The sequence below is a fragment of the Pseudomonas sp. P1_F1_2 genome (assembly GCF_056405815.1).
This window is the reverse complement of sequence record NZ_JBFUBK010000010.1, coordinates 60,245-82,617: the sequence shown is the minus strand read 5'-3', so window position 1 is coordinate 82,617 and position 22,373 is coordinate 60,245. Positions and strand designations below refer to the sequence as shown.

The following is a 22,373-nucleotide window of genomic DNA, read 5'->3' as shown; positions in this document are numbered from 1 at the left end:
GGCCTAGCGGCATTCGCGAGCAGCCCCCGCTGGGACTGATGACGCTAAACTTAAAAGCAAATCAAACTTCGCTGTCAACTCACAGCCTGCTAACAATCTCCTTCCAGATGTACCCGTAGTTATATTCCAACCAACGAACAAGGAGTTTGTCGTACTGCCTACGAAACCAACTATTTTTCCTGGCGACACGCCTTTCTTCAATCATAGCGTTGAGGGAGTCAGGATCGAAGCCTGTCCATACCGTTGGGAGGGCCGCCGCAATATTGGTAAAGCACACAGGCGCGACTTCGGAGTAAAGGATCTCGTAGAGGGTTTGAGGATCAACTCCTCTCACCTGACTCGCTATGTAATCGTAATTAACCGGGAAATCATTGAACGGATCCGAGAGCGCGACCCTAATTTTTGTCAACTCAGATTKACTCAAAGAATATCCCAATGTGAGAACTCCTCTAATTCCTCATCGAGCGAGTCAGCTACCGTTCCGCCTGCGACGCCCCCAACAACAGTTCCCAGAAACACAACGGCAAATGCACAGATCGGAGCGCCGGGCCCACAGAGCGCGCTGACTCCAAGCCCTGCCAGAATACCGCCCGCCGCGCCGCCGCCCACGATGAGCCCTTGACGCGCCGTTTCCTTTTGTTTGTTTTCAGCATTCAGAATTTGATAAGTCGCGACAGCAGCAGTAATCAAAATGCCAAGTTTGCCCATTAGCTGCATTTTTTTTGTGCCATTTGTGAACTTGGAATTGTCCCGCCCTGCTGCTTCCAAAATTGTGTAATGAACCTTGCTCTGCTCCGTCGGTGAAAGGCTGTCGTAACTCTTTTTGAACAGCTCCTTGGAGTAACGATCAAAGAGCGTTTGAAGCGTTCTGCCATCGGCCTTCTTTTTTTGCACGAAAGCCAAGCCCTGCGCAGAGGTAACCTTGCGGTGCTCCATCAAGATCTTGTTTCGCATTTCATGGCTGAACTGCACGCCCTCTCGCGCGGTGATCTTCCCAGCTTTCACATCTGCCAACGTCTGCTGTGACATACGTTTTATGTTTTTCAGGTAGTTCGCCCGGACCTTTTCGTCAGAGATCGCGTCCAGAGAGAACCTAAGTGCAGTGCCCTCCATCAGTTCTAGCGCTCTATCAAGCGGAGAATCTTGCAAGGCGTGCTCACGCTGAACGACATAGCTGCCGGTGACGAGGTATGGCTCTGTCATAGGACGTTCCTTATCCTAGTATCCTGTTCAAAAAGCTCTCTGTAAGAGACGAAGTACCGGCGGGAGCCTCATCGTCAAATTTGAGCATCACGCAGGTCTTGCCGGACGGATTCGAAAATTTAACGGCGTTGTCTTTATTGAATACACCTGGCAGAGATGACCCATCCTCAAAATGCGCGGTGCACGACAAGCCCTCATAGCTTTCGTCAGCAGGAATTCTGAAGCCAATCCAGCTCGCGAAACCAGTTAACGGCGTAGGAGGAACAAACTCGCAGGGGGTATGGGTATCGCCAATTATCACCGTGCCCGAACCACCAATCACGATGCCGCCGTGGGTGCCTACGATATCAATTGTCGCCGCATTCTTGCCGTTAATGAACACGGTCGTAGACAGCCCTGAAGAGAGCGCGCTACCGCAAGTGCAGGTATCGCTCTGACGCGCTGCGGGAAGGCCGTCGAAGAATACGTCGGGAGATCCTGATGCGATAGGGTTGGTACCGTGCCCCGGCAAAGGACAACGGTATAAATCGCTTTTACGCGCTGCTGGCTTAGCCACTTTGACCTCCTGTCAAAAATCCTTTCGAGCGTCATAACCTACCAGATCAGCGCGCCGATTAATTATCGTCGGGCAATATGCATACTCCTATTCAGCGATCAGCATCCACTAAAACTGATCGGCGCTAGCCTCTAGAAATCGAACCAAGATGCAGAAAAAGCCGCTTTAACTGAAGAAGCCGAAAGCCGCTTTCGGCCCAGAGTGGATGAAAATAGATCTGTCACCTTTTCTCCATTTGAAAGCTACTAACTCATGGCAATTGGGTCTTGGAATCGCAACTCTTGCTGGTTGCAGGAAAGACGTCCCCACGATACCCTCCCACCGTCGCTGCCAATTCAGCGGCCGGGCTTGGTAACCCGAGGTAAATCACTGCGCAACAGTGCCATGCGTTCGCAGGCGCTTTTTTTTCGCCTGCGATCTGCGTTATGGCGGCTGTGCGTGGGACGTCTTCGGACGTGCCGGTTTCCTTGATTTCCCGGTTTACCAACCTGCGCACAGCTGCCACCCATTCGCTTGGTAACGAATTGTGGCGGCTCTTAAAAATTAAGGAGCTTCACAATGCGCTGTATGGATACGTACAAAATCTGGCTTTTCCCTCAACGCGACTCTCAGTTGCGTAACGCCCCACCGTCCACCCTCTCCCACCCCCTCTCCGTGATCGGAGGTGGCCAATGACCGATCAATCAGAGCTGAAAACCATCGGCCTAACCCCTGCCATTTACTGCGCAGACCAACCACTCTTCCACGTCACTCGCGGCGTTCCCCTCGGCGATGCATTGGCCATGGCTTCTGACTTTCTGTTTCTCGCCAAGAAGCTGAATGAAGATGCCGCTTACGCCACAGACACAGATCGCCACGCCTGGGCTGCGCATTATTTGACGGCGATGAGTAAGGCGGTGGTTGATGATGCGGTGAAGGTGCTTGGRCGGGGTCGGGGTTCTGCGGCGGCGGCTGAGCGGGCGGCGACTTCTGAAGGGTAGTGGTTGAAAAATGGGGGGGCTGCTTGTGATTGCGGCGGTAGGTTCAGCATTGATGTTGGCTGAACTAGCGCTATCGCGGGCAAGCCCGCTCCCACAGGGATTGCGGCTAGTTGGAGGCCGTTGTTAGCCCCGAGTTTTTCGGGGCTTTTTAGTGTTCGGGTCAGAGCAGGTGCTGGGAGATCAGTTTCGAGATTTCCACCATCGACGTCTTGCCGGTGAATTCGAACTTCACTTTCCCCAGTGACGAGAAATAGATCTCCAGCTCCGAATCCAGGTCGAAGGTGCCGGACGTTTCCACCGAGTACGCGACGATGTTTTTGTAGGGCAGCGAGGTGAAGTCTTTTTTGCTGCCGGTGATGCCTTGTACGTTGACGGCGATGATGCGTTTGTTGGTGAACACCACGCCGTCGCGCATGGATTTGTAGGCGTCGATGACCTGTTCCCCTTCCAGCAGCAGTGCGCTGACGCGTTCGGCGTATTCTTCGTTTTGCTTGAGTTTGAAGAAGCCTTTGTTGTTGAAATCAATCATCTGTCATTCCCTGTTTTTTGAACGTAAATCCCGAGTGCGGGCTGCATACGGCGCCTTGGGCTGGGCCTCGTCTAGACTTAACGGGTAGTAGTCGTAGAAAGAACCAAACACGTCGCTTTGGTGCAGATGAATCAAAACCAGCGTGGCAAGCTGCCTTAATGCCCTATAAAAGGTGCGGCAAAGACTGCGCCGGGCACAACAAGATGCCCACTCAGGGTGCCCTGGCCAACGGCCTGACAATGCCACGATACCGTGACGTGGTGTGAATGCCGCAGCCGACACTTTCGGACGACCGACAACCGCCTGGTTTGTCCGTGACCGTGAGGAATGCTGTATGCCTGATGAGATGTTGCAATTGCCTATGGTCAACAGCGTGCTGGAGCGCCACAAGGGCTCTGCGGGTGCACTGTTGCCCATCCTTCATGAGATTCAGGCGGGAATCGGTTACATCCCCGATGCCGCCATCCCCGAGATTGCCCACGCCCTCAATCAGAGTCAGGCCGAGATTCGCGGGGTGATCAGCTTCTACCATGACTTCCGCACCGCGCCGCCGGCCCGGCATATCCTGCGTCTGTGCCGGGCCGAATCGTGCAAGAGTCGCGGTGCCGAGCAGCTTGCCGCGCAGTTGCGCGAGCGTCTGCAACTGGACGATCACGGCAGCAGCGCCGATGGCAGCATCAGTTTGCGTCCGGTGTATTGCCTTGGTGCTTGTGCTTGTTCGCCGGCTCTGGAGCTGGATGGTCAGGTGCATGCGCGGCTCAGTGCCGAACGTCTTGATGCGTTGCTCGACGCTTGCCGGGAGGACGTATGAGCCTCTATCTATCCTGTGATTCGCTGGCCCGTGCCGTGGGTGCCGATGCGGTGGCGTCTGCCCTTGCCAGCCACGACCTGCAACGCACCAGCTCTCGCGGCCTGTACTGGCTGGAACCATTGCTGGAAGTGGACACCCCGCAAGGCCGACTCGGCTTCGGCCCGCTGACTGCTGCCGATGTGCCGTCGGTGCTCGATGCGCTGCAAGGCGACCCGTCCTCGCACCCACTGGCCTTGGGCCTGGTGGAAGAATTGCCGTATCTGAAGTCTCAACAACGCCTGTTGTTCGCCCGCGCCGGCATCACCCGGCCGCTGTCGCTGGACGATTACCGAGCCCACGGCGGTTTCGAGGGTTTAAATAGAGCCGTCACTATTGGCGGCGATGAAACTGCGACCGCGGTGTTCGATTCAGGCCTGCGTGGCCGTGGCGGCGCAGCCTTCCCCGCCGGGATCAAATGGCGCACCGTGCGCGCCACCCAGGCTGTGCAAAAGTACATTGTGTGCAACGCCGACGAAGGCGACTCCGGCACTTTCGCCGACCGCATGTTGATGGAAGGCGACCCCTTCCTGCTGATCGAAGGCATGGCCATTGCCGGCATCACCGTCGGCGCCAGCTTTGGCTACATCTATGTGCGCTCGGAATATCCACAGGCCATCGCCACGCTGAACGAGGCGCTGGCGATTGCCCGGACTAACGGTTACCTCGGCGCCAACGTCGGCGGCAGCGGCTTGGCCTTCGATATGGAAGTGCGTGTCGGGGCCGGCGCTTACATCTGCGGTGAAGAAACCGCGCTGCTGGATTCGCTCGAAGGCAAACGCGGGATCGTCCGCGCCAAGCCACCGATTCCTGCGCTGAAGGGGCTGTTCGGTCTGCCGACGCTGGTGCACAACGTGCTGACATTGGCCTCGGTGCCGCTGATTCTGGCCAAGGGTGCGCAGTTCTATCGCGATTACGGCATGGGCCGTTCCCTCGGCACGATGCCTTTCCAATTGGCGGGCAATATTCGTCGTGGCGGCCTGGTGGAACGGGCCTTTGGCCTGACGCTGCGTGAATTGGTGGAAGACTACGGCGGTGGAACCGCCAGTGGCCGGCCGCTGAAAGCCGCGCAGGTCGGTGGCCCGCTCGGCGCGTGGGTGCCACCTTCGCAATTCGACACGCCGCTGGATTACGAGGCGTTCGCCGCCATCGGCGCCATGCTCGGTCACGGTGGCGTGGTGGTAGCTGACGACACATTGGACATGGCCCACATGGCGCGTTTCGCCATGCAGTTCTGCGCCGAGGAATCCTGTGGCAAATGCACGCCTTGCCGCATCGGTTCGACCCGGGGCGTGGAGGTGATCGACCGGCTGCTGGCCGCGCCGGATCAGAACGGTCGCGATGAGCAGGTGATCATCCTCAAGGACCTGTGCGACACCCTGCAATACGGTTCGCTGTGCGCATTGGGCGGCATGGTTTCCTTTCCGGTCGCCAGCGCCCTCAAGCACTTCCCCGCCGACTTCGGTCTGCAATCTTCGGAGGCCGACCAATGATCACTCTCTTCGACCCGAACACTGATATCGATCTCGGCACCCCGGCCCGCGACAGTCAGGTGCAAGTCACCCTGAACATCGACGGCCGCAGCATCAGCGTGCCCGAAGGCACTTCAGTGATGCGCGCCGCTGCGCTGATGGGCACCACGATTCCGAAACTATGCGCCACCGACAGCCTCGAAGCCTTCGGCTCGTGCCGCATGTGCCTGGTGGAGATCGACGGCATGCGCGGTTACCCGGCGTCCTGCACCACGCCGGTCAGCGAAGGCATGAGCGTGCACACCCAGACACCAAAGCTTGCGACCCTGCGGCGCAACGTCATGGAGCTGTACATCTCCGATCACCCGCTGGACTGCCTGACCTGTTCGGCCAACGGCAACTGCGAGCTGCAAACCGTGGCTGGCCAAGTCGGGCTTCGGGAAGTGCGTTACGGCTATGAAGGCGACAACCATCTGGCCGATGTGAAGGACACTTCCAACCCCTACTTCGATTACGACCCGAGCAAGTGCATCGTCTGCAACCGCTGCGTGCGCGCCTGCGAAGAAACCCAAGGTACTTTTGCCCTGACCATTACCGGGCGCGGCTTCGAATCCCGTGTGTCCGCTGCCGGTGGCGATAACTTCCTCGATTCGGAATGCGTGTCTTGCGGCGCCTGTGTACAGGCCTGCCCTACCGCGACCCTGATGGAAAAAAGCGTGGTCGAACTGGGTCAGCCCGAACGCAGCGTGATCACCACGTGTGCCTATTGCGGGGTGGGCTGCTCGTTCCGCGCCGAGATGAAAGGCGACCAACTGGTGCGCATGGTTCCGGACAAAAACGGTCAGGCCAACCATGGCCACTCTTGCGTCAAAGGGCGCTTTGCCTGGGGCTATGCGACCCACCCGGATCGCATCACCAAACCGATGATCCGCCAGCACATCAACGACCCTTGGCAGGAAGTCAGCTGGGATGAAGCGGTGACCTACGCCGCCAGCGAGTTCCGCCGCTTGCAGCAAAAATACGGTCGCGATTCCATTGGTGGCATCACCTCCAGCCGCTGCACCAACGAAGAAACCTACCTGGTGCAAAAACTGGTGCGCGCCGCGTTCGGCAACAACAACGTCGACACCTGCGCGCGAGTCTGCCACTCGCCGACCGGCTATGGCCTGAAGCAAACCTTGGGCGAGTCCGCCGGCACCCAGAGTTTCGACTCGGTGATGCAGGCCGACGTGATCCTGGTGATGGGTGCCAACCCCAGCGACGCCCACCCGGTGTTCGCCTCCCAGCTCAAACGCCGCCTGCGTGAAGGCGCTCGATTGATCGTCATCGATCCACGCCGCATTGATCTGGTGGACTCGGTGCATGCCCGCGCTGAATATCATTTGGCCCTGCGTCCGGGCACCAACGTCGCGATGCTCAACGCCTTGGCCCACGTCATCGTCACCGAAGGCTTGCTCGATCAGGCGTTTATCGACGCCCGTTGCGAAGGCAGCGATTTCGCCCGCTGGAGCGAGTTCGTCAGCCGTGCGGAAAACTCGCCGGAAGTGCTGGCCGCCATCTGCGGCGTAGACGCTGCCGACATCCGTGCCGCCGCTCGTCTGTATGCCACCGGCGGCAACGCGGCGATTTACTACGGCCTCGGCGTCACTGAACACAGCCAAGGCAGTACAGCGGTCATGGGCATCGCCAACCTGGCCATGGCTACCGGCAACATCGGTCGGGAAGGCGTGGGCGTGAACCCGTTGCGTGGCCAGAACAACGTTCAAGGCTCTTGCGACATGGGCTCTTTCCCCCACGAGTTGCCCGGCTACCGGCACATCTCCAACGAGGTGGTGCGCGCGCAGTTCGAACAGGCGTGGAACGTCACGCTGCAACCCGATCCGGGCCTGCGTATTCCGAACATGTTCGAGTCTGCGCTGGCCGGCAGTTTCAAGGGCTTGTATTGCCAGGGCGAGGACATCGCTCAAAGCGACCCGAATACCCAGCACGTCACCGCGGCCCTGTCGGCCATGGAGTGCGTGGTGGTGCAGGACATTTTCCTCAACGAAACGGCCAAGTTCGCCCACGTATTCCTGCCGGGCGCCTCGTTCCTGGAGAAGGACGGCACTTTCACCAACGCCGAGCGGCGCATTTCGCGGGTACGCAAGGTCATGGATCCCCTGGGCGGCAAAGCGGACTGGGAAGGCACGGTGGCCCTGGCCAACGCCTTGGGCTACCCGATGAACTACAAACATCCGTCAGACATCATGGATGAAATCGCCAGCCTGACGCCGACCTTCACCAACGTCAGCTACGCCGAACTGGATCGCCACGGCAGCCTGCAATGGCCGTGCAATGCTGCGGCACCGGACGGCACGCCGACCATGCACATCGATGAATTCGTGCGCGGCAAGGGGCGCTTCATGCTCACCGGTTATGTGCCCACCGAGGAGAAGGTCAACAGTCGCTATCCGCTGTTGCTGACCACCGGGCGCATCCTCAGCCAGTACAACGTTGGCGCCCAGACCCGGCGTACCGAAAACGTCGCCTGGCACGACGAAGACCGCCTGGAAATCCACCCGACCGACGCCGAGAGCCGTGGCATCAACGAGGGTGACTGGGTCGGCATCGGCAGCCGTGCCGGGCAGACCGTCCTGCGTGCGCGGGTCACCGAACGGGTTGCGCCGGGCGTGGTGTACACCACGTTCCACTTCCCTGAATCGGGGGCCAACGTCATCACCACCGACAACTCCGACTGGGCCACCAACTGTCCGGAGTACAAGGTCACCGCCGTGGAGGTCAGCCGCGTCTACCACCCTTCCGAATGGCAAAAACGCTATCAGGCATTCAGCGACGAACAACAGCGGTTGCTCACCGAACGCCGCCAGGCACGCACCGCTGGAACAACCGCCGAGGTGCGCCGATGAGCACTGAAAACCTGATCAAAATGGCCAACCAGATCGCCCAGTACTTCGCCACCGAGCCGGATCAGCAAGCGGCCGTGCTCGGCGTGCGCAATCACATTCAGATGTACTGGACGCCCGGCATGCGCAAGGAATTGCTGGCCTGGCAGACGGAGCATCAGGGGGCAGACATGCACCCATTGGCGCAGGCAGCCGTCAGTGGGGCGGGCTGGGAGGCTTAGGTTCTCTCGAATGACCCCTTGTCCTGTGAAGACAGGGCAAGGGGCGTTCCAGTGATTTTCAAGCCGAGCATTCGAGGGCATGCGCACCCTGACTGACAGACTCAAGTCACGATCTTTCGATCTTTCCTTTCTGTACAAACTTCCAGTTTGATATCTTCCCGCCGTCCAACACTGTGGATTGTGGCCTTAACGCCATCACCTCACGTGATCAACGAACAAGGAAGACTCAATGATATTCATCGCCCTCTTGGTGTTCTTCGCTGCGTCAGCGGGGATCTGGTTTTGGATCGTTAGAAACCGTGGCAGCTTCAATCTGTGGTTTGCCAACCTGGCCGGGGCCTTGGCCAGTTTCATCGTCGGGATCATCGTGCTGATTTTTATCGGCGCCGAACCACAGGCAGCACGAGGACCGGCCTACTTTCTCTATTCGTTCATGGCGATCATCGGCGCTTTCGTCGGGACATGGCTGTTGGTTATCAACCGACTCAAGCGGGAGGAGTCCCAGGTCCGGAATCATTTGATCGCCGGATCGTGCAGCCTGCTGGCGGCATTCATCACGTTAGTGGTGTGGGCAGTGATCTTTCCTGCCAAGTGATCACCACCCTGCCCCGCCACCTTTCCAAGACACATCCGGTGAGGTTTTAAGCCTTTAGCCATCAGACAACCCCGACCGCTGGCTGCGCTATCATCACGTGCTCTGCGCGCCAAGAGTCCTGAATCTGCATGCCCATGTCTTCGCCACTCCCCGACAGCCATCACGCCCTGCCACCGGTCCTTGTCGGCCCGCTGTTGCGGCGCCTGGAGCCCACACGCCTGGTGTTGTGGCTGGTGGGTTCCCGGGCGCTGGAGCTGACCTTGCGCTTGCAGGGTGTCGGCGATATCCGCCTCGATGGCGGGCAATGCACGGTGATCGCGGTCGGCAAGCATGCCTTTGTGCACCTGGTCGATGTGCCGCTGGACACCGCCCTGCCCTGCGACACGTTGATTGAATATGACCTGCTGATCGATGGCGTTGAATCCGGCATCGCCGATTGGGCGCCGCACCTGTTGTACGGCGATGCCCGTTGCCCGAACTTCGTGCTGCGTTCCCGGGTTGATCAACTGCTGCATGGCTCTTGCCGAAAACCTCATCACCCGGCCATTGATGGCCTGCTCTGCGTCGACCAGTTGTTGGCGACGGAACACGATGCGTTGCAGAGGCCGGCACTGCTGATGATGACCGGCGATCAGGTCTACGCCGACGACGTCGCCGGGCCGATGCTGCGAGCGATTCACGCCTTGATCGACCGCCTGGGCCTGTTCGATGAACATCTCGAAGGCGCCGTGGTCAGCGACAGCGCCAAACTCTACGAACACCCGGCCAGTTACTACCACCGTGAGGATCTGTTACCGGCGCTTGAGAGCAATGAGACCCTGCGCGAGCGTTTTTTCGGTGGCGCACGCAAGCCGATTTTCACCAGCAGCAGCGCCGACAATCACCTGGTGACGTTCGCAGAAGTCATGGCCATGTACCTGCTGGTCTGGTCGCCGATTCCCTGGACCCTGATCGCCCCGCAACCGCCCGCGCTGACACCTGAAAGGCGCAAGCGCTATGCCCTTGAACAAACCCGCATCGATGACTTCAAGTCCGGCCTGGGCCGTGCCGCGCGGGCCATGGCGCACCTGCCGTGCCTGATGATTTTCGATGACCACGACATTACCGACGACTGGAACCTTAGCGCGCAATGGGAGGAAACGGCCTACGGCCATCCGTTCTCCAAGCGCATCATCGGCAACGCCTTGATCGCCTACATGCTGTGCCAGGGCTGGGGCAACAACCCGCAGGCGTTTGGCGATGTGCTGGAAAAAACCCGTCTGCTCGGCACCACCGGAGGCGATCGTTACCTCGACAGTGCGCTGCAGGATGACTTGATCGATACGCTGTTGCGTTTTCAGCAGTGGCATTACGTGCTGCCCACCACGCCTGCGCTGGTCGTGATAGACACCCGCACCCGTCGTTGGCGCAGCGAGATGAATCTCAAGCAACCCTCGGGCCTGCTGGACTGGGAAGCGCTCAGTGAACTGCAACAGGAATTACTGGATCATCCGTCGGCGATCATCGTGTCACCGGCGCCGATCTTCGGCGTCAAACTGATCGAAACCGTGCAAAAAGCCTTTAGCTGGTGCGGTTTTCCACTGCTGGTGGACGCCGAAAACTGGATGGCTCATCGCGGCGCAGCCCAAGTGATCTTGAACATTTTCCGACACTCGCGCACACCGGGTAACTACGTGGTGCTGTCCGGCGATGTGCATTATTCCTTCGTCTACGAAGTATTGATCCGACACCGCAAGGCGGGGCCGAAAATCTGGCAGATCACCAGCAGCGGCATCAAAAACGAATTTCCGCCCACCCTGCTCGAATGGTTCGACCGCCTCAATCGCTGGCTCTATTCGCCGCGCTCGCCACTGAACTGGCTGACCAAACGTCGGCGCATGCGCATCGTCCCGTATACCCCCGAACACGCAGAAGCTGGCGAACGGCTATGGAACTCGGCAGGCATCGGCCAAGTGTTCTTCAATGAGAAAGGACAACCCCAGGATATTTATCAGCACAACTCAAACGGCTCGCCCAAGACCCGGATGGATGCGCCTGAACATGACGACTGAAACGGCGAGTCACCATGAACCTCACCCGAACGCTGATCATCGGCAACTCTGGCTCAGGCAAAAGCTGGCTGGCTAAACGATTGGCCAAACACCTCAAGGTGCCATGGATCGATCTCGATCGGATTCACTGGGTGTCGGACGAACACAGCATTGCCCGCCCGGGTGCCGCAGTATTGGGCATGGCGCGGATCGCGGCCAGTGAGGAACAGTGGGTGATCGAGGGTGTTTACGGCTGGATCATCAGTGAACTTGTCGACCGAGCGACAGCGCTGATCTGGTTGTGTGTCGATGACGAATATTGCGTCGCCAATATTCGCCAGCGAGAAGAACACGACGACGAGCGACTGATCTCGTTATTGGAGTGGGCCGCAAACTACCATCGCCGTGAAGACTCGAGCGGGCTCGGCGCGCACCGGCGATTGTTTCAAGGGTTTGGAGGTACAAAAATCAAACTTGAGGATCGCGGTGAAATTACGGCGTTTATAGATCGCTTGTTACGGGTTGAGTAATTACTGCGCTGCGGGGTGAGTCCCCAAGCTGAGGTGATGGCCGGCTGGGATGGCGCGTTGTTCGGATGGGGACTACACCGCTCACTGATCTCACTGATCTCACTACCGAACAGTGAATCCAGTCCACTTTTTGATCGTTCCCACGCTCTGCGTGGGAATGCAGCCAGGGACGCTCCGCGTTCCCGAAAGCGTGACGCAGAGCGTCACAAGAGGCATTCCCACGCAGAGCGTGGAAACGATCGGGAACGTATGTCAGGCAATGGTCACGGCCCGACATACGCCTCTGACAATCATCTCCACCTCCCGCTCATCAATCGTCAGCGGCGGCAGCAGGCGAATGGTCTTGCCCCGTGTCACGTTGATCAGCAAACCGTGATCCCGCGCGGCGATCAAGGTCAGGTCGCGGATCGGCTGCTTGAGTTCGATGCCGATCATCAAGCCTTGACCACGGATGGCCAGGACGTTCGGATTGTCTGCCAATTCGCTGCGTAATCTGGCGAGCAGACGTTCGCCCTGAAGACTCGCGTTCTCCAGCAGACCTTGTTCTTCGATGATGTCCAGCACCGTACAACCGACACGACAGGCCAACGGATTACCGCCGAAGGTGCTGCCGTGGCTGCCCGGAGTGAACAAGTCAGCGGCTTTACCCCGGGCAAGGCAGGCGCCGATGGGGACGCCGTTGCCGAGGCCTTTGGCCAGGGTCATGACGTCCGGGACAATGCCTTCATGCTGGAACGCGAACCATTGACCGGTGCGGCCGATACCGGTCTGGATCTCGTCGAGCATCATCAGCCATGAGTGCCTGTTGCAGAGCTCGCGCACCGCTTTGAGATAACCGCGTGGTGCCAACTGGACGCCGCTTTCGCCCTGGATCGGCTCCATCAGGATGGCCACGATTCTTTGGCCGTGGGCTTGATGCACCTTATCCAAAGCGCCGAGATCACCGAAGGGCACTTTGACAAAATCCCCCGGCAACTCGTTGAAACCCAGGCGCACGGCCGGGCCATCGCTGGCAGATAACGTGCCCAGCGTGCGGCCATGAAAAGCGTTCTCCATGACCACCACCAGGGGTTGCTCGACCCCTTTGTGCCAACCGTGAAGCCGCGCGAGTTTCAGCGCGGTTTCATTGGCTTCGGCGCCGGAGTTGTTGAAGAACGCCCGATCCATACCCGCCAGCGTCGTCAACCTTTGCGCCAGGCGCTGTTGCCAGTCGATGCTGTAGAGGTTCGATGTGTGCAACAGCAAACCGGCCTGCTCGCTGATCGCTGACACAATGCGCGGATGGGAGTGGCCAACGTTGGTCACCGCCACTCCCGCCACTGCGTCCAGGTATTCACGACCGGCCTCATCCCACAGGCGTGTTCCCAGCCCTTTGCTGAAACTCAAGGCCAGCGGTTGGTAAGTGCTCATCAGGCAGGCGGCGGTCATGACATCAAGCTCCATCAATGGTCGGTGTTTTTACAGTATGGTTAGCCACCTGAGCTGGATAAACGCTGTAACACTTCAATCATCTTAAATCTGAGCTTGATAATGGATCTGTTCCAGGCAATGACGGTTTACGTAAAAGTGGTGGAAGCCGGCAGCATGACCGCCGCCGCGCAGCAGTGCGAAATGTCCACAACCATGGTCGGCAATCACCTTCGTTCATTGGAACAACGCCTGGGGGTGCGCCTGCTCAACCGTACAACACGGCGCCAGCGCCTGACAGAATTCGGCTCCGCTTACTACCAGCGCTGCCTGGAAGTACTCGGGCTGGTGGCTGACTCCGAACGCCTGGCCGAACAGAGTCAGGACGCGCCGAGTGGGACCCTGCGCATTACGGCGCCGCTGACGTTCGGCACGGAAAGGCTCGCTCCGGCGCTCAGTGAGTTCTCGCTGCAATGTCCGCAAGTCAAACTGGATGTGGTGCTCACCAACGGGCGTCCCGATCTACTCGAGAACAGCCTCGATGTGGCGTTTCGCTTGGGCGCAATCGAGCCGTCCAACCTGATCGCCCGCCCGCTGATCGACTACACCCTGACCATGTGCGCTTCTCCCGAATACCTGGCGCGCCGCGGGATACCGCAAATGCCCGAAGACCTGCAACATCACGCCTGTTTGTCCTTTGCTTACCCGGTCGGGGATGACTGGCAATCGGTCGAAAAACAATGGCGCCTGAGTGGGCCGGAAGGTGAAGTGATGGTAGCTGTCAGCGGCCCGATGCTGATCAATAGTTCGGCGGGGTTGCATCAGGCGGCTCGAACCGGGATGGGCATCGTGATGCTGCCCGATGCATTGGTAGAACAAGATTTGCTCAACGGAAAACTGGTAGCACTGATGCAGAACTACCGGCTGCCGAGCCGGCCAATGCACCTGGTATACGCCCAGGATCGCTACCGTTTACCGAAACTACGCCACTTCGTCGACTTTGCCATGCAGTTATGGGGCAAACACTAGCGGGGGCAACGTGCCATGCACTAATCTCGATGCCAGGCGAATCAATTGATATCTGTGCGTCAGGGAGAGCGGTGATGGGGGAAGCGTCGAATATCAAGCCGTTGAAGTTCAATGCGTCAGATTTTAGCGAAGACCTGCTRCACACCATTCTGGAACTGGTCAGCGACGGTATTTGGGACTGGAACGCCAACACCGGCTTTGTCTACCGCAATCCCGGTTGGTACAAGATGCTCGGCTACGAGCCTCATTCCCTGGACAACACGGCGTTGACTTGGGAAAACCTCATTCACCCTGACGACTACCCCGCGGTCATGGCCGTGTTTGATGATTACGTGCAACAGCGCGCACCCACCTATCAGGCCGAGTATCGTTGCCGCATGCTGGACGGCAGTTACACCTGGATCGAAGACCGCGGTTATGTGCTGTCCCGCAATGCTGACGGTTCCGTGGCGCGCATGATCGGCGCGCACCGCAGCATCGACGACAAACGTCGCCTGCTTGAAGCGTTGGAACGACGCACTCACTCCCTTGAAGCGACGGTTGAAGAGCGCACCCGGGAATTGTCTCGGGTCAATCAGCAGCTTCAGATCCAACTCGAAGAAAACCGCAAACTGGCGGAAACCGACACGCTGACATCCATCGCCAATCGCTACCTGATGGAAAAAGCCCTGCCTCTGGAATGCGAACGAGCCCAGCGCTTCCGACGACCGCTGTCCCTGATCGCCATGGACATCGACGACTTCAAGATCATCAACGATCACTACGGCCATGCCTTGGGCGATGCGGCTTTGGTGCAGGTGGTCGAGGGCGTGAAGCTCTGCGTACGCGAAGGTGATCTGCTGGCGCGGTGGGGAGGTGACGAGTTCATCATCATCCTTCCCGATACCTCGTTGGCTGAAGCCAGACTTCTCGCCGAGAAAATCCGCGACGGATTGTCGAGCCTGCCACCCGTGGGCGAGTTTCAAGTATCCATGAGTTTTGGCGTGGTCCAGCGCTTTGACGAAGAGCAACAGACCGGGTTGCTGGCCAGGGCCGATCAGGCGCTTTATCGGTCGAAGGTAGCGGGCAAGAATGTGATTTCGGGGTGAAACCAACCCCACGTCGATTTTACATTCCAGCCTTCACCAACACCGGTTTCTCCTGGTACCGGTCCGGGTACAGCTGCTTCAACTGCGCCACTTTCGGTAGATCGTTGATCACGATGTACGGATAGCTCGGGTGCTCGGTCAAAAAGTCTTGATGCTCCTCTTCTGCCGGGTAAAAACCGTTGTAGGTTTCCAGCCTGGTCACAATGGGTTTGTTGAACAAATGGGTGGCGTCGAGCTGGGCAATGTAGGCCTGGGCGATGCGTTGCTGTTCGGTGTTTTCAGTGAAAATCGCCGACCGGTATTGGGTACCGCTGTCGGGACCTTGGCGGTTCAGTTCGGTGGGGTTATGAGCCACCGAAAAATAGATCTGTAGCAGCGTGCCATAACTGACCTGAGCCGGATCGAACGTGACTTCGACGGATTCCGCATGGCCGGTGTCGCCCTCGCTGACCCGTTCATATCGGGCGGTGCTGGCCGCGCCGCCGGCGTAACCAGAGACGGCTTGCTTCACACCTTTGACATGCTGARACACACCTTGGACGCCCCAAAAACATCCGCCGGCAAACACCACCTTTTCACTGTGGGCCTGGGTTGTTTCATCCAGGGCCGGCGGGGGAATGGTGACCGCGTCTTCGGCACTGAACGAGAAGGCCGAGCACTGACTGATGATGCCGGCAGCAGCCATCCCCAACAGAGTGCGGCGCCAGGTGATCAGGGTTTTCATGGGACATGACTCCTAGACAAACGAAATGGCTTCAACCGAACGTAAACGCGTAGGCCGACACGCCGGGATCGAGAAACTCGATGCTGAACGTGCGGTCCGTCACGCCGCCGCTCTGGCGCACCAATTGATACAAGCGTTGTTCTTTCACAGTGCCGCTGCCGTCGGGCGCCACATCGGTGCCGTGGGCATCGCCGGGGGCTTTTCCGTCAATCAGCACTTTGAATCGCACTGGTTTTCCGTCGGCAGCAGGGCCCAGCACCAAGTGCAAATCGCGAGCGTGGAAGCGATAGACGATGCGACTGGCGGGGGCGCTGGAAATCGCCCGTTCGGAACCGACATTCCATTTTCCGTCCAGGCTCCAGTCATTGAGGGCCAATTCAGCGGGTGGGGTGTAGGCGGCGACTTTGTCCGGCACAAGGCTGGTCTCGGGAACGAAATGCTCCGCACGTTGGAAACCGACATAGGTTTCCGGTGATTGCACTTCCTTCATGTCCGGCGCGAGCTGAACCCCAGTCGCATCAGCGTTGATCAGGCCATCCGCGACCTTCACCGCTCCCGCTTCACGCAGCAGCTGCTGGATGACCCTCTCCGATTCGACGTACTCGCCTTCACCAAAGTGGTGATAGCGAATGCGCCCCTGAGCATCTGCAAAATAATGGGCCGGCCAGTACTCGTTGTTGAAGGCACGCCAGATCTTGTAGTCGTTATCGATGGCAACCGGGTAGTTGATGCCGAGGTCTTTCATGGCTTTGGTGACATTGCCAACATTCCGTTCGAAGGCGAATTCAGGTGCATGGACACCGATCACTACTAACCCCTGATCGCGGTACTTCTCGGCCCAGGCTTTCACATACGGCAACGTGCGCAGGCAGTTGATGCAGGAGTAGGTCCAGAAATCCACCAGCACGACTTTGCCCTTCAAGGCCTGCGCCGTGAGAGGTGGGGAATTGAGCCACTGCACTGCACCATCCAGTGCAGGAAGGTTGCCTTCAATCGGCAAGACACCAGAGGCCTTGTCACTCGCTTTCATCGTGTCACCGGCGGCCATCATCGCCCCGCTGTTATTCGGGGATTTGCCGGCCAATCGCCCCACCAATGCCTGTTCGATTCCACCGGTGGACGCGGTCGAAACCCGTGCCAGAATCCCCGTATCCAACCCCAGGGCAATCGCGGCAACCCCCGCCAGCATCGCGGCCCCCAGACCGCGCCGAACCCATTCGCCTGCGCCAATCGAACGTTTCATCGCTGCGAAGACTTTACCGCCCAGCAGCAGCGCCACAGCGAGGGAAGTGGCGGCACCGGCCGCGTAAGCCAGCAGTAGCAATGTGGTTTCGATGCTTGCCCCTTGCAGCGCCGCGCCTGTCAGCAACAGCCCCAGAATAGGTCCGGCGCAAGGCGCCCAGAGCAGGCCCGTGGCAACGCCGATCAGGAAGGAAGCGCCGGGGCGTGGCCGGGCATCGGCGCCGGCGGCCTCCGATAGTCGGCTGCCGGCCGCCACCAGTGGCCGTGTCAGTCGCTCGGCCAGTCGGGGCAGCATCAGCGTCAACCCGAACAGTGCTACGAACAGCAACGCGAGCCAGCGACCGTATTGATTGAGTTGCACCACCCAACCGCCACCCACCGCCGCCAACGTGGCGACCAGCGCGAAGGTCAGCGCCATCCCCGCCAATAGCGGCAAGCCACTTTTCATAAACGGCTGCCCGGTTCGAGCGAAGACAAAGGGCAGTACCGGCAGGATGCAGGGGCTGACGATTGTCAGTACACCACCGAGATAAGCGAGAACCAAAAGCCACATAGCGTCGACCTGCACCAGGTGAATGAAGGGAAATGCCCACGGATCAAGCCGCCTGCGGCTTGAAGGTCAGCGCCAGGCCGTTCATGCAATAACGCAGACCGGTGGGTTTGGGCCCGTCGTCGAAGACATGCCCCAGATGAYCGCCGCATCGCCGGCAGTGAACCTCTTCGCGCAGCACACCAAAGGATCGGTCCTGACGAGTGGCCACCGATTTATCCAGCGGTGCCCAGAAACTGGGCCAGCCGGTGCGGCTGTCAAACTTGGTGTCGGATGAGAACAGCGGCAAATCACACCCTGCACAGGCGAAAACACCTGCGCGATGTTCATTGTTCAATGGGCTGCTGTAGGCCCGCTCCGTGCCCTCTTCACGCAAAATCTCGTACTGCTCGTCGCTGAGCAGGGCGTGCCATTCGCTGTCGCTGTGGGTCACCTCGAATACCTCCGCCGCGCCGGCATCACTGACCAGTGCAGTGCTGGCGGCAAATTTTGGCAACACTCCGATCACCAACGCTGCAGCCCCCAGCCCGCCGCCCGCTACAAGAAACTGTCGCCGTGAAAACATGGCCTTCTCCAAAATTCCAGGTGCCTGATAGGGAACACAGCCTAGGCTTGGGTTGATCGCCAAATCCTCACGAGGAGTTAAACAATTCGTGATAACTCAGGCTGAGGAAAACCCGCACAATGTGCCCATTCGCGACAAAGGATTGAGCTTTATGGAACAGACCAAACGCGTCCTGGTGGTCGAGGACGACCTGCACATCGCCGACCTGATTTGCCTGCATCTTCGCGATGAGCAGTTCGAAGTGGTGCACTGCGCCGACGGTGATGAAGGCATGCGCCTGTTGCAGCAAGGAAGCTGGGACGCCTTGATCCTCGACCTGATGCTGCCGGGTGTCGACGGCCTGGAAATCTGCCGTCGTGCGCGGGCGATGGCCCGCTACACCCCGATCATCATCACCAGTGCGCGCTCCAGCGAAGTACACCGGATCCTGGGCCTGGAACTCGGCGCTGACGATTACCTTGCCAAGCCCTTTTCGATGCTGGAACTGGTCGCCCGGGTCAAGGCGCTGCTGCGTCGGGTAGACGCCATGGCCCGCAACCTGAAAATGGACTCGGGCAGCCTGATGACGGACGGCCTGTCCATCGACCCGATCACCCGCGAGGTTTCGCTCGACGGGCGGCGCCTGGACCTCACACCACGGGAGTTCGACCTGCTCTACTTCTTCGCCCGCCAGCCGGGCAAGGTGTTCTCGCGCATGGACTTGCTCAATGYGGTATGGGGTTACAGCCATGAGGGCTACGAACATACGGTGAACACCCACATCAACCGTCTGCGGGCCAAGATCGAAGCTGACCCGGCGCAACCTGTGCGCATCCTCACGGTGTGGGGGCGCGGTTACAAATTCGCGGTCAAGGAGGAACAGCCATGAGGCTGACCCTGACACAACGCCTGTCCCTGGTGTTCGCGATTCTGTTGCTGGTGTGCTGTGGCACATCGGCGTGGATGCAAGTGCGCGCCAATCAAATGCATGAACTGGAAGTGGTCCAGGGACTGTCGCGCGATCTGGCGCAACACATCGCCCATGACACCGTACTGATGGATGCTGGCGGCCTGATGCCCAATGCCGTTCGCGAATTGTTCAGCAAACTCATGCAGGTCAATCCCAGCGTCGAGGTCTATCTGCTGGACTCCGAGGGCAAAATCGTCGGCAGCGCCGCCCCAGAAGGGCGGATACATCGGGAACGGATCGACCTTGGGCCGATCCAGCGCTTGCTCAAGGGTGACGCCCTGCCGATTCTCGGCGATGACCCGCGCAGCGTCGATGGACGCAAAGTCTTCAGCGCCGCGCCATTGCGGGTCAACGGTCAGCCCGCCGGTTATCTCTATGTGGTACTGCTCAGCGAAGAACACGACCGCTTCGCCGAACGCGGCGCCACCAGTGCCGCGCTCAATACCGCCCTGTGGTCCATCGGTCTGGTCGCGTTGTTGTGCCTGATCGCCGGTCTCACGGCATTTGCCCTGATTACCCGACCGTTGCGCCGCTTGACCGAAAGAGTCAGTCAGTTCGACATCGATGGTGTTCCCTCCACACCACCGACCGCGGAACCGCTAGGGAAAGCGGCCAGTCACGATGAAATTGCCGTACTGGACGCAGCCTTCCGGCAAATGCAAACCCGCCTGAGTGAACAGTGGCGCTCACTGACTCGCCAGGATCAGGAGCGTCGCGAACTGGTGGCAAACATTTCCCACGACCTGCGAACACCGTTGGCCTCGCTGCACGGATACCTGGAAACCCTGACGCTCAAAGACGCCACGTTATCCCCCGCCGACCGCCGTCGCTATCTGGGCATCGCCCTGGATCAAAGTCGAAAAGTGGGTGGCCTGGCGCAATCGCTGCTCGAACTGGTCAGACTGGAGCACGGTTTCGTACAACCGGTGCTTGAACGCTTCTCCATGACCGATCTGGTGCAGGACATCTTCCAGAAATTCGAGCTGACCGCCGAAGCGCGCCAGATCGAACTGAAGGCCACTTTCGCCCCTAACGTTTCCGCGGCCTGCGCCGACCTGGGATTGATCGAGCGGGTGTTGACCAACCTGTTCGACAACGCCCTGCGCAATACCCCTCAAGGTGGAGAAGTCGAATTGAGCCTGCGCCCACAAGGGCCGTTTATCGAAGTCACCGTCAGCGACACCGGCCCCGGCATCGCACCACAGTTGCGCGAAGGGCTGTTCCTGCGTCCCTTCAACATTGGCGGTGCACGGCGCGATGGCGGGCTGGGGCTGCGTATCGTGCATCGGATCCTGCAATTGCATGGTCGCGAGATCCAGCTGATCGATCTGCCCGGACGAGGCGCGACCTTTCGCTTCTCCTTGCCGGTGGATGAGCAAACGGCGGAACAATGGGCGGTTCGCTCGATGAATCTCAATTCGACCGGGACCTAGTCGGCGGCACACGTTCAGGTAATGGCTCGCAAAAATGACGACCAGTTGCCTGTTCACCCGTGACAACGCTGCCGCGGTCCAATAGATTAGGCGACCTGAAAAGGCCCTGTGCTTTCTCGCCTCAATTCAAGTTAAAAGAAGTAGTGAAATTTCAATGTCCGATTCCAACACCGCTGAATCCGTAGTCACCCTGTCGTCCAAAGCGGAATACGAAAACTCCATCAATCTTTCACAGCATGTGCCACAGGCCAAGACCATCAGCGAGATGGTCCTGGACGCTTTTCAGTCCACCCGGGAAAGCGACCAGATCCGCGAGCTGCGCGCCGCGATTCGCCAGGCACATGACAGCTTCGACGACGATAAAGCCTATGAGCTGATGGGCGAACTCAAGCAACTCAAGGACGCGGAAGCGGCCGACATCGCCGCTCTCGAAGACCTGAGCAGCAAATTCCCGATCAGCCGGATTCTCTCCAGCTTCAAGGATGACCCGGCGTTTCAGGAGATCGTCTACGGCCTCGCGCTGAAAGTGCTGAACCAGACTCACCAGGCCATCAGCAACCCGAGCAGTGGCAAGAGCAAAGTGGCTCGCGCCAAGAAAGATCTCGAAGTGTTCACCATCAGCAAGGACGGCATAAACGTCACCCTGCCGCTGCGCACCCCGCGTTCAAGCCTGAACGTTGACCGCAAAGCGCTGGAGTTCCTCGGCTTCACCTTCGTCGGCGAAGGCGATGACGCAGTGATTGAAAGCGAGACGTTCCTCGATAACGCCGGCGTCGAACAAGCGGTCAACCGCAAGAACATCATCACCGCACTGCAGCAGCAAACCGCGTTCGACGGCTACAGCATCGCCGCGCAGTAAATCAGTCGGGTAAACGCCGATGACCGAAAAGCCCTGCCCTTGAAGCAGGGCTTTTTATTGCACTCAGGATGACGGAGCTGACGAATGCAGCGCCACCATCATGTCCACTTCTACCGGCGCGTTTTTCGGCAGCTGATAAACACCGACGGTCGTACGGGTGTGTTTACCGGCATCGCCTAGTACATGCGTAAAGACATCCGATGCGCCATTGGCCACGTCACTGAGATCGACAAAATCAAAGGTGGATTTCACATAGACCGTTATGCGAAGCAGCGCCTTTATGTGCTCCAGTGAACCGATGGCGGCGTAAATCAGCGCCAGCCCACGTATCGCACTGATACTCGCCGCTTCTTGAGCATCTGCCAGGTTGAGCTCCAGCCCCACCCTGCCAAGGTACTGAATTTTGCCGTTCATTCGCGGCACCAGCCCGCTGATGTACAGTTCATCTTCATGTCGAATCAGCGGCGCGTAATGTCCGCCAGCAGCGTTCTCGTCGTAGATATCAAAACCCAGTTCTTTTGCCAGGGCGACGAAGCGTTCGTCGCGAGTCAATTGCTTAATCATCTACCGAACCTTCTTCATCAAGAGAGCGAAAAGCGCAGTTGATGGTAGGCATCAGACACTTGTCTTGTTCAGGGTAAGTTCGTATAGAATCCAACGA

General features: G+C 58.9%; 22 protein-coding genes. 13 read left to right on the top strand and 9 right to left on the bottom strand.

What is annotated here, in order from left to right; all coding sequences use genetic code 11:
- Nucleotides 1-79 precede the first annotated feature (79 nt).
- The 3 genes from AC1D2P_RS05110 to AC1D2P_RS05100 are packed head-to-tail and all read right to left on the bottom strand — an operon-like array spanning nt 80 to nt 1,759.
- The gene (locus tag AC1D2P_RS05110; protein ID WP_477811332.1) at nt 80-436 is read right to left on the bottom strand and encodes a DUF7079 family protein; all 357 of its coding nucleotides are present in this window, start codon (nt 434-436) and stop codon (nt 80-82) included.
- A complete protein-coding gene (locus tag AC1D2P_RS05105; RefSeq protein ID WP_477757975.1) occupies nt 421-1,203 on the bottom strand; it encodes a hypothetical protein in 783 nt (260 codons plus the stop codon). The genes AC1D2P_RS05110 and AC1D2P_RS05105 overlap by 16 nt, the downstream gene beginning before the upstream one ends.
- Nucleotides 1,204-1,213: 10 nt before the next feature.
- On the bottom strand, nt 1,214-1,759 hold the full coding sequence (locus tag AC1D2P_RS05100) for a PAAR domain-containing protein (RefSeq protein WP_477757974.1): 546 nt from the start codon (nt 1,757-1,759) through the stop codon (nt 1,214-1,216).
- 671 nt (nt 1,760-2,430) lie between these two features.
- Here AC1D2P_RS05100 and AC1D2P_RS05095 point away from each other — a divergent pair.
- Complete coding sequence (locus AC1D2P_RS05095) at nt 2,431-2,739, top strand: DUF3077 domain-containing protein (protein ID WP_477757973.1); 309 nt, start codon at nt 2,431-2,433, stop codon at nt 2,737-2,739.
- 160 nt (nt 2,740-2,899) lie between these two features.
- On the opposite strand, the gene AC1D2P_RS05090 is transcribed toward AC1D2P_RS05095, so the two are convergent.
- The gene (locus AC1D2P_RS05090; protein WP_477757972.1) at nt 2,900-3,268 is read right to left on the bottom strand and encodes a PH domain-containing protein; all 369 of its coding nucleotides are present in this window, start codon (nt 3,266-3,268) and stop codon (nt 2,900-2,902) included.
- 334 nt (nt 3,269-3,602) lie between these two features.
- Between AC1D2P_RS05090 and AC1D2P_RS05085 the strand changes: the two genes are divergently transcribed.
- From AC1D2P_RS05085 to AC1D2P_RS05055, 7 genes are all read left to right on the top strand, one after another.
- On the top strand, nt 3,603-4,079 hold the full coding sequence (locus tag AC1D2P_RS05085; RefSeq protein WP_140668453.1) for a formate dehydrogenase subunit gamma: 477 nt from the start codon (nt 3,603-3,605) through the stop codon (nt 4,077-4,079).
- On the top strand, nt 4,076-5,608 hold the full coding sequence (locus AC1D2P_RS05080) for a formate dehydrogenase beta subunit (RefSeq protein WP_223523220.1): 1,533 nt from the start codon (nt 4,076-4,078) through the stop codon (nt 5,606-5,608). The genes AC1D2P_RS05085 and AC1D2P_RS05080 overlap by 4 nt, the downstream gene beginning before the upstream one ends.
- Complete coding sequence (gene fdhF, locus AC1D2P_RS05075; RefSeq protein WP_109787550.1) at nt 5,605-8,493, top strand: formate dehydrogenase subunit alpha; 2,889 nt, start codon at nt 5,605-5,607, stop codon at nt 8,491-8,493. Before AC1D2P_RS05080 ends, fdhF begins: the two co-directional genes overlap by 4 nt.
- Nucleotides 8,490-8,711 (top strand): formate dehydrogenase subunit delta, encoded by a 222-nt coding sequence (locus AC1D2P_RS05070; RefSeq protein ID WP_077431296.1) that lies wholly within the window; start codon nt 8,490-8,492, stop codon nt 8,709-8,711. The genes fdhF and AC1D2P_RS05070 overlap by 4 nt, the downstream gene beginning before the upstream one ends.
- A 229-nt stretch (nt 8,712-8,940) precedes the next feature.
- Nucleotides 8,941-9,306 (top strand): hypothetical protein, encoded by a 366-nt coding sequence (locus tag AC1D2P_RS05065; RefSeq protein ID WP_109787549.1) that lies wholly within the window; start codon nt 8,941-8,943, stop codon nt 9,304-9,306.
- 128 nt (nt 9,307-9,434) lie between these two features.
- The gene (locus tag AC1D2P_RS05060; protein WP_477757971.1) at nt 9,435-11,357 is read left to right on the top strand and encodes an alkaline phosphatase D family protein; all 1,923 of its coding nucleotides are present in this window, start codon (nt 9,435-9,437) and stop codon (nt 11,355-11,357) included.
- Nucleotides 11,358-11,371: 14 nt separating this feature from the next.
- Complete coding sequence (locus AC1D2P_RS05055) at nt 11,372-11,866, top strand: P-loop NTPase family protein (protein ID WP_477757970.1); 495 nt, start codon at nt 11,372-11,374, stop codon at nt 11,864-11,866.
- Between the two features lie 252 nt (nt 11,867-12,118).
- Here the strand turns inward: AC1D2P_RS05055 and AC1D2P_RS05050 are convergent, their stop codons facing one another.
- Nucleotides 12,119-13,294, bottom strand: coding sequence for an aspartate aminotransferase family protein (locus AC1D2P_RS05050; protein ID WP_046026658.1), 1,176 nt, complete (start codon nt 13,292-13,294; stop codon nt 12,119-12,121).
- Nucleotides 13,295-13,396: 102 nt separating this feature from the next.
- Between AC1D2P_RS05050 and AC1D2P_RS05045 the strand changes: the two genes are divergently transcribed.
- Nucleotides 13,397-14,302, top strand: a complete 906-nt coding sequence (locus AC1D2P_RS05045) for a LysR family transcriptional regulator (protein ID WP_109787545.1) — start codon at nt 13,397-13,399, stop codon at nt 14,300-14,302.
- A gap of 74 nt (nt 14,303-14,376) precedes the next feature.
- On the top strand, nt 14,377-15,390 hold the full coding sequence (locus AC1D2P_RS05040) for a sensor domain-containing diguanylate cyclase (RefSeq protein WP_046026660.1): 1,014 nt from the start codon (nt 14,377-14,379) through the stop codon (nt 15,388-15,390).
- A 19-nt stretch (nt 15,391-15,409) separates the two neighbouring features.
- On the opposite strand, the gene msrA is transcribed toward AC1D2P_RS05040, so the two are convergent.
- From msrA to msrB, 3 genes are read right to left on the bottom strand one after another with little or no spacing between them, the layout of a single operon-like run.
- Nucleotides 15,410-16,114 (bottom strand): peptide-methionine (S)-S-oxide reductase MsrA, encoded by a 705-nt coding sequence (gene msrA / locus AC1D2P_RS05035; RefSeq protein WP_477811331.1) that lies wholly within the window; start codon nt 16,112-16,114, stop codon nt 15,410-15,412.
- Nucleotides 16,115-16,145: 31 nt separating this feature from the next.
- Nucleotides 16,146-17,909, bottom strand: a complete 1,764-nt coding sequence (locus tag AC1D2P_RS05030; protein ID WP_477757968.1) for a cytochrome c biogenesis protein DipZ — start codon at nt 17,907-17,909, stop codon at nt 16,146-16,148.
- 43 nt (nt 17,910-17,952) lie between these two features.
- On the bottom strand, nt 17,953-18,471 hold the full coding sequence (gene msrB / locus AC1D2P_RS05025) for a peptide-methionine (R)-S-oxide reductase MsrB (RefSeq protein ID WP_477811330.1): 519 nt from the start codon (nt 18,469-18,471) through the stop codon (nt 17,953-17,955).
- Nucleotides 18,472-18,622: 151 nt separating this feature from the next.
- Between msrB and AC1D2P_RS05020 the strand changes: the two genes are divergently transcribed.
- The 3 genes from AC1D2P_RS05020 to AC1D2P_RS05010 all read left to right on the top strand — a co-directional run bounded on the left by AC1D2P_RS05020 (nt 18,623) and on the right by AC1D2P_RS05010 (nt 21,712).
- Nucleotides 18,623-19,339, top strand: a complete 717-nt coding sequence (locus AC1D2P_RS05020) for a response regulator transcription factor (RefSeq protein ID WP_477811329.1) — start codon at nt 18,623-18,625, stop codon at nt 19,337-19,339.
- A complete protein-coding gene (locus AC1D2P_RS05015) occupies nt 19,336-20,853 on the top strand; it encodes a sensor histidine kinase (protein ID WP_477757967.1) in 1,518 nt (505 codons plus the stop codon). The genes AC1D2P_RS05020 and AC1D2P_RS05015 overlap by 4 nt, the downstream gene beginning before the upstream one ends.
- A 154-nt stretch (nt 20,854-21,007) precedes the next feature.
- Nucleotides 21,008-21,712 carry a hypothetical protein gene (locus AC1D2P_RS05010; protein WP_109787539.1) on the top strand — a complete coding sequence of 235 codons (705 nt, stop codon included), beginning with the start codon at nt 21,008-21,010 and terminating at the stop codon, nt 21,710-21,712.
- 63 nt (nt 21,713-21,775) lie between these two features.
- Here the strand turns inward: AC1D2P_RS05010 and AC1D2P_RS05005 are convergent, their stop codons facing one another.
- Complete coding sequence (locus tag AC1D2P_RS05005) at nt 21,776-22,276, bottom strand: RidA family protein (protein ID WP_477757966.1); 501 nt, start codon at nt 22,274-22,276, stop codon at nt 21,776-21,778.
- Between the last annotated feature and the right edge of the window lie 97 nt (nt 22,277-22,373).

Coding starts and splice junctions, on each gene's coding strand:
- fdhF (WP_109787550.1), top strand. CDS start 5,605: ATGATCACTCTCTTCGACCCGAACACTGATATCGATCTCGGCACCCCG.
- AC1D2P_RS05010 (WP_109787539.1), top strand. CDS start 21,008: ATGTCCGATTCCAACACCGCTGAATCCGTAGTCACCCTGTCGTCCAAA.
- AC1D2P_RS05085 (WP_140668453.1), top strand. CDS start 3,603: ATGCCTGATGAGATGTTGCAATTGCCTATGGTCAACAGCGTGCTGGAG.
- AC1D2P_RS05015 (WP_477757967.1), top strand. CDS start 19,336: ATGAGGCTGACCCTGACACAACGCCTGTCCCTGGTGTTCGCGATTCTG.
- AC1D2P_RS05005 (WP_477757966.1), bottom strand. CDS start 22,276: ATGATTAAGCAATTGACTCGCGACGAACGCTTCGTCGCCCTGGCAAAA.
- AC1D2P_RS05030 (WP_477757968.1), bottom strand. CDS start 17,909: ATGTGGCTTTTGGTTCTCGCTTATCTCGGTGGTGTACTGACAATCGTC.
- AC1D2P_RS05070 (WP_077431296.1), top strand. CDS start 8,490: ATGAGCACTGAAAACCTGATCAAAATGGCCAACCAGATCGCCCAGTAC.
- AC1D2P_RS05080 (WP_223523220.1), top strand. CDS start 4,076: ATGAGCCTCTATCTATCCTGTGATTCGCTGGCCCGTGCCGTGGGTGCC.
- AC1D2P_RS05090 (WP_477757972.1), bottom strand. CDS start 3,268: ATGATTGATTTCAACAACAAAGGCTTCTTCAAACTCAAGCAAAACGAA.
- AC1D2P_RS05065 (WP_109787549.1), top strand. CDS start 8,941: ATGATATTCATCGCCCTCTTGGTGTTCTTCGCTGCGTCAGCGGGGATC.
- AC1D2P_RS05045 (WP_109787545.1), top strand. CDS start 13,397: ATGGATCTGTTCCAGGCAATGACGGTTTACGTAAAAGTGGTGGAAGCC.
- AC1D2P_RS05055 (WP_477757970.1), top strand. CDS start 11,372: ATGAACCTCACCCGAACGCTGATCATCGGCAACTCTGGCTCAGGCAAA.
- AC1D2P_RS05105 (WP_477757975.1), bottom strand. CDS start 1,203: ATGACAGAGCCATACCTCGTCACCGGCAGCTATGTCGTTCAGCGTGAG.
- AC1D2P_RS05050 (WP_046026658.1), bottom strand. CDS start 13,294: ATGACCGCCGCCTGCCTGATGAGCACTTACCAACCGCTGGCCTTGAGT.
- AC1D2P_RS05060 (WP_477757971.1), top strand. CDS start 9,435: ATGCCCATGTCTTCGCCACTCCCCGACAGCCATCACGCCCTGCCACCG.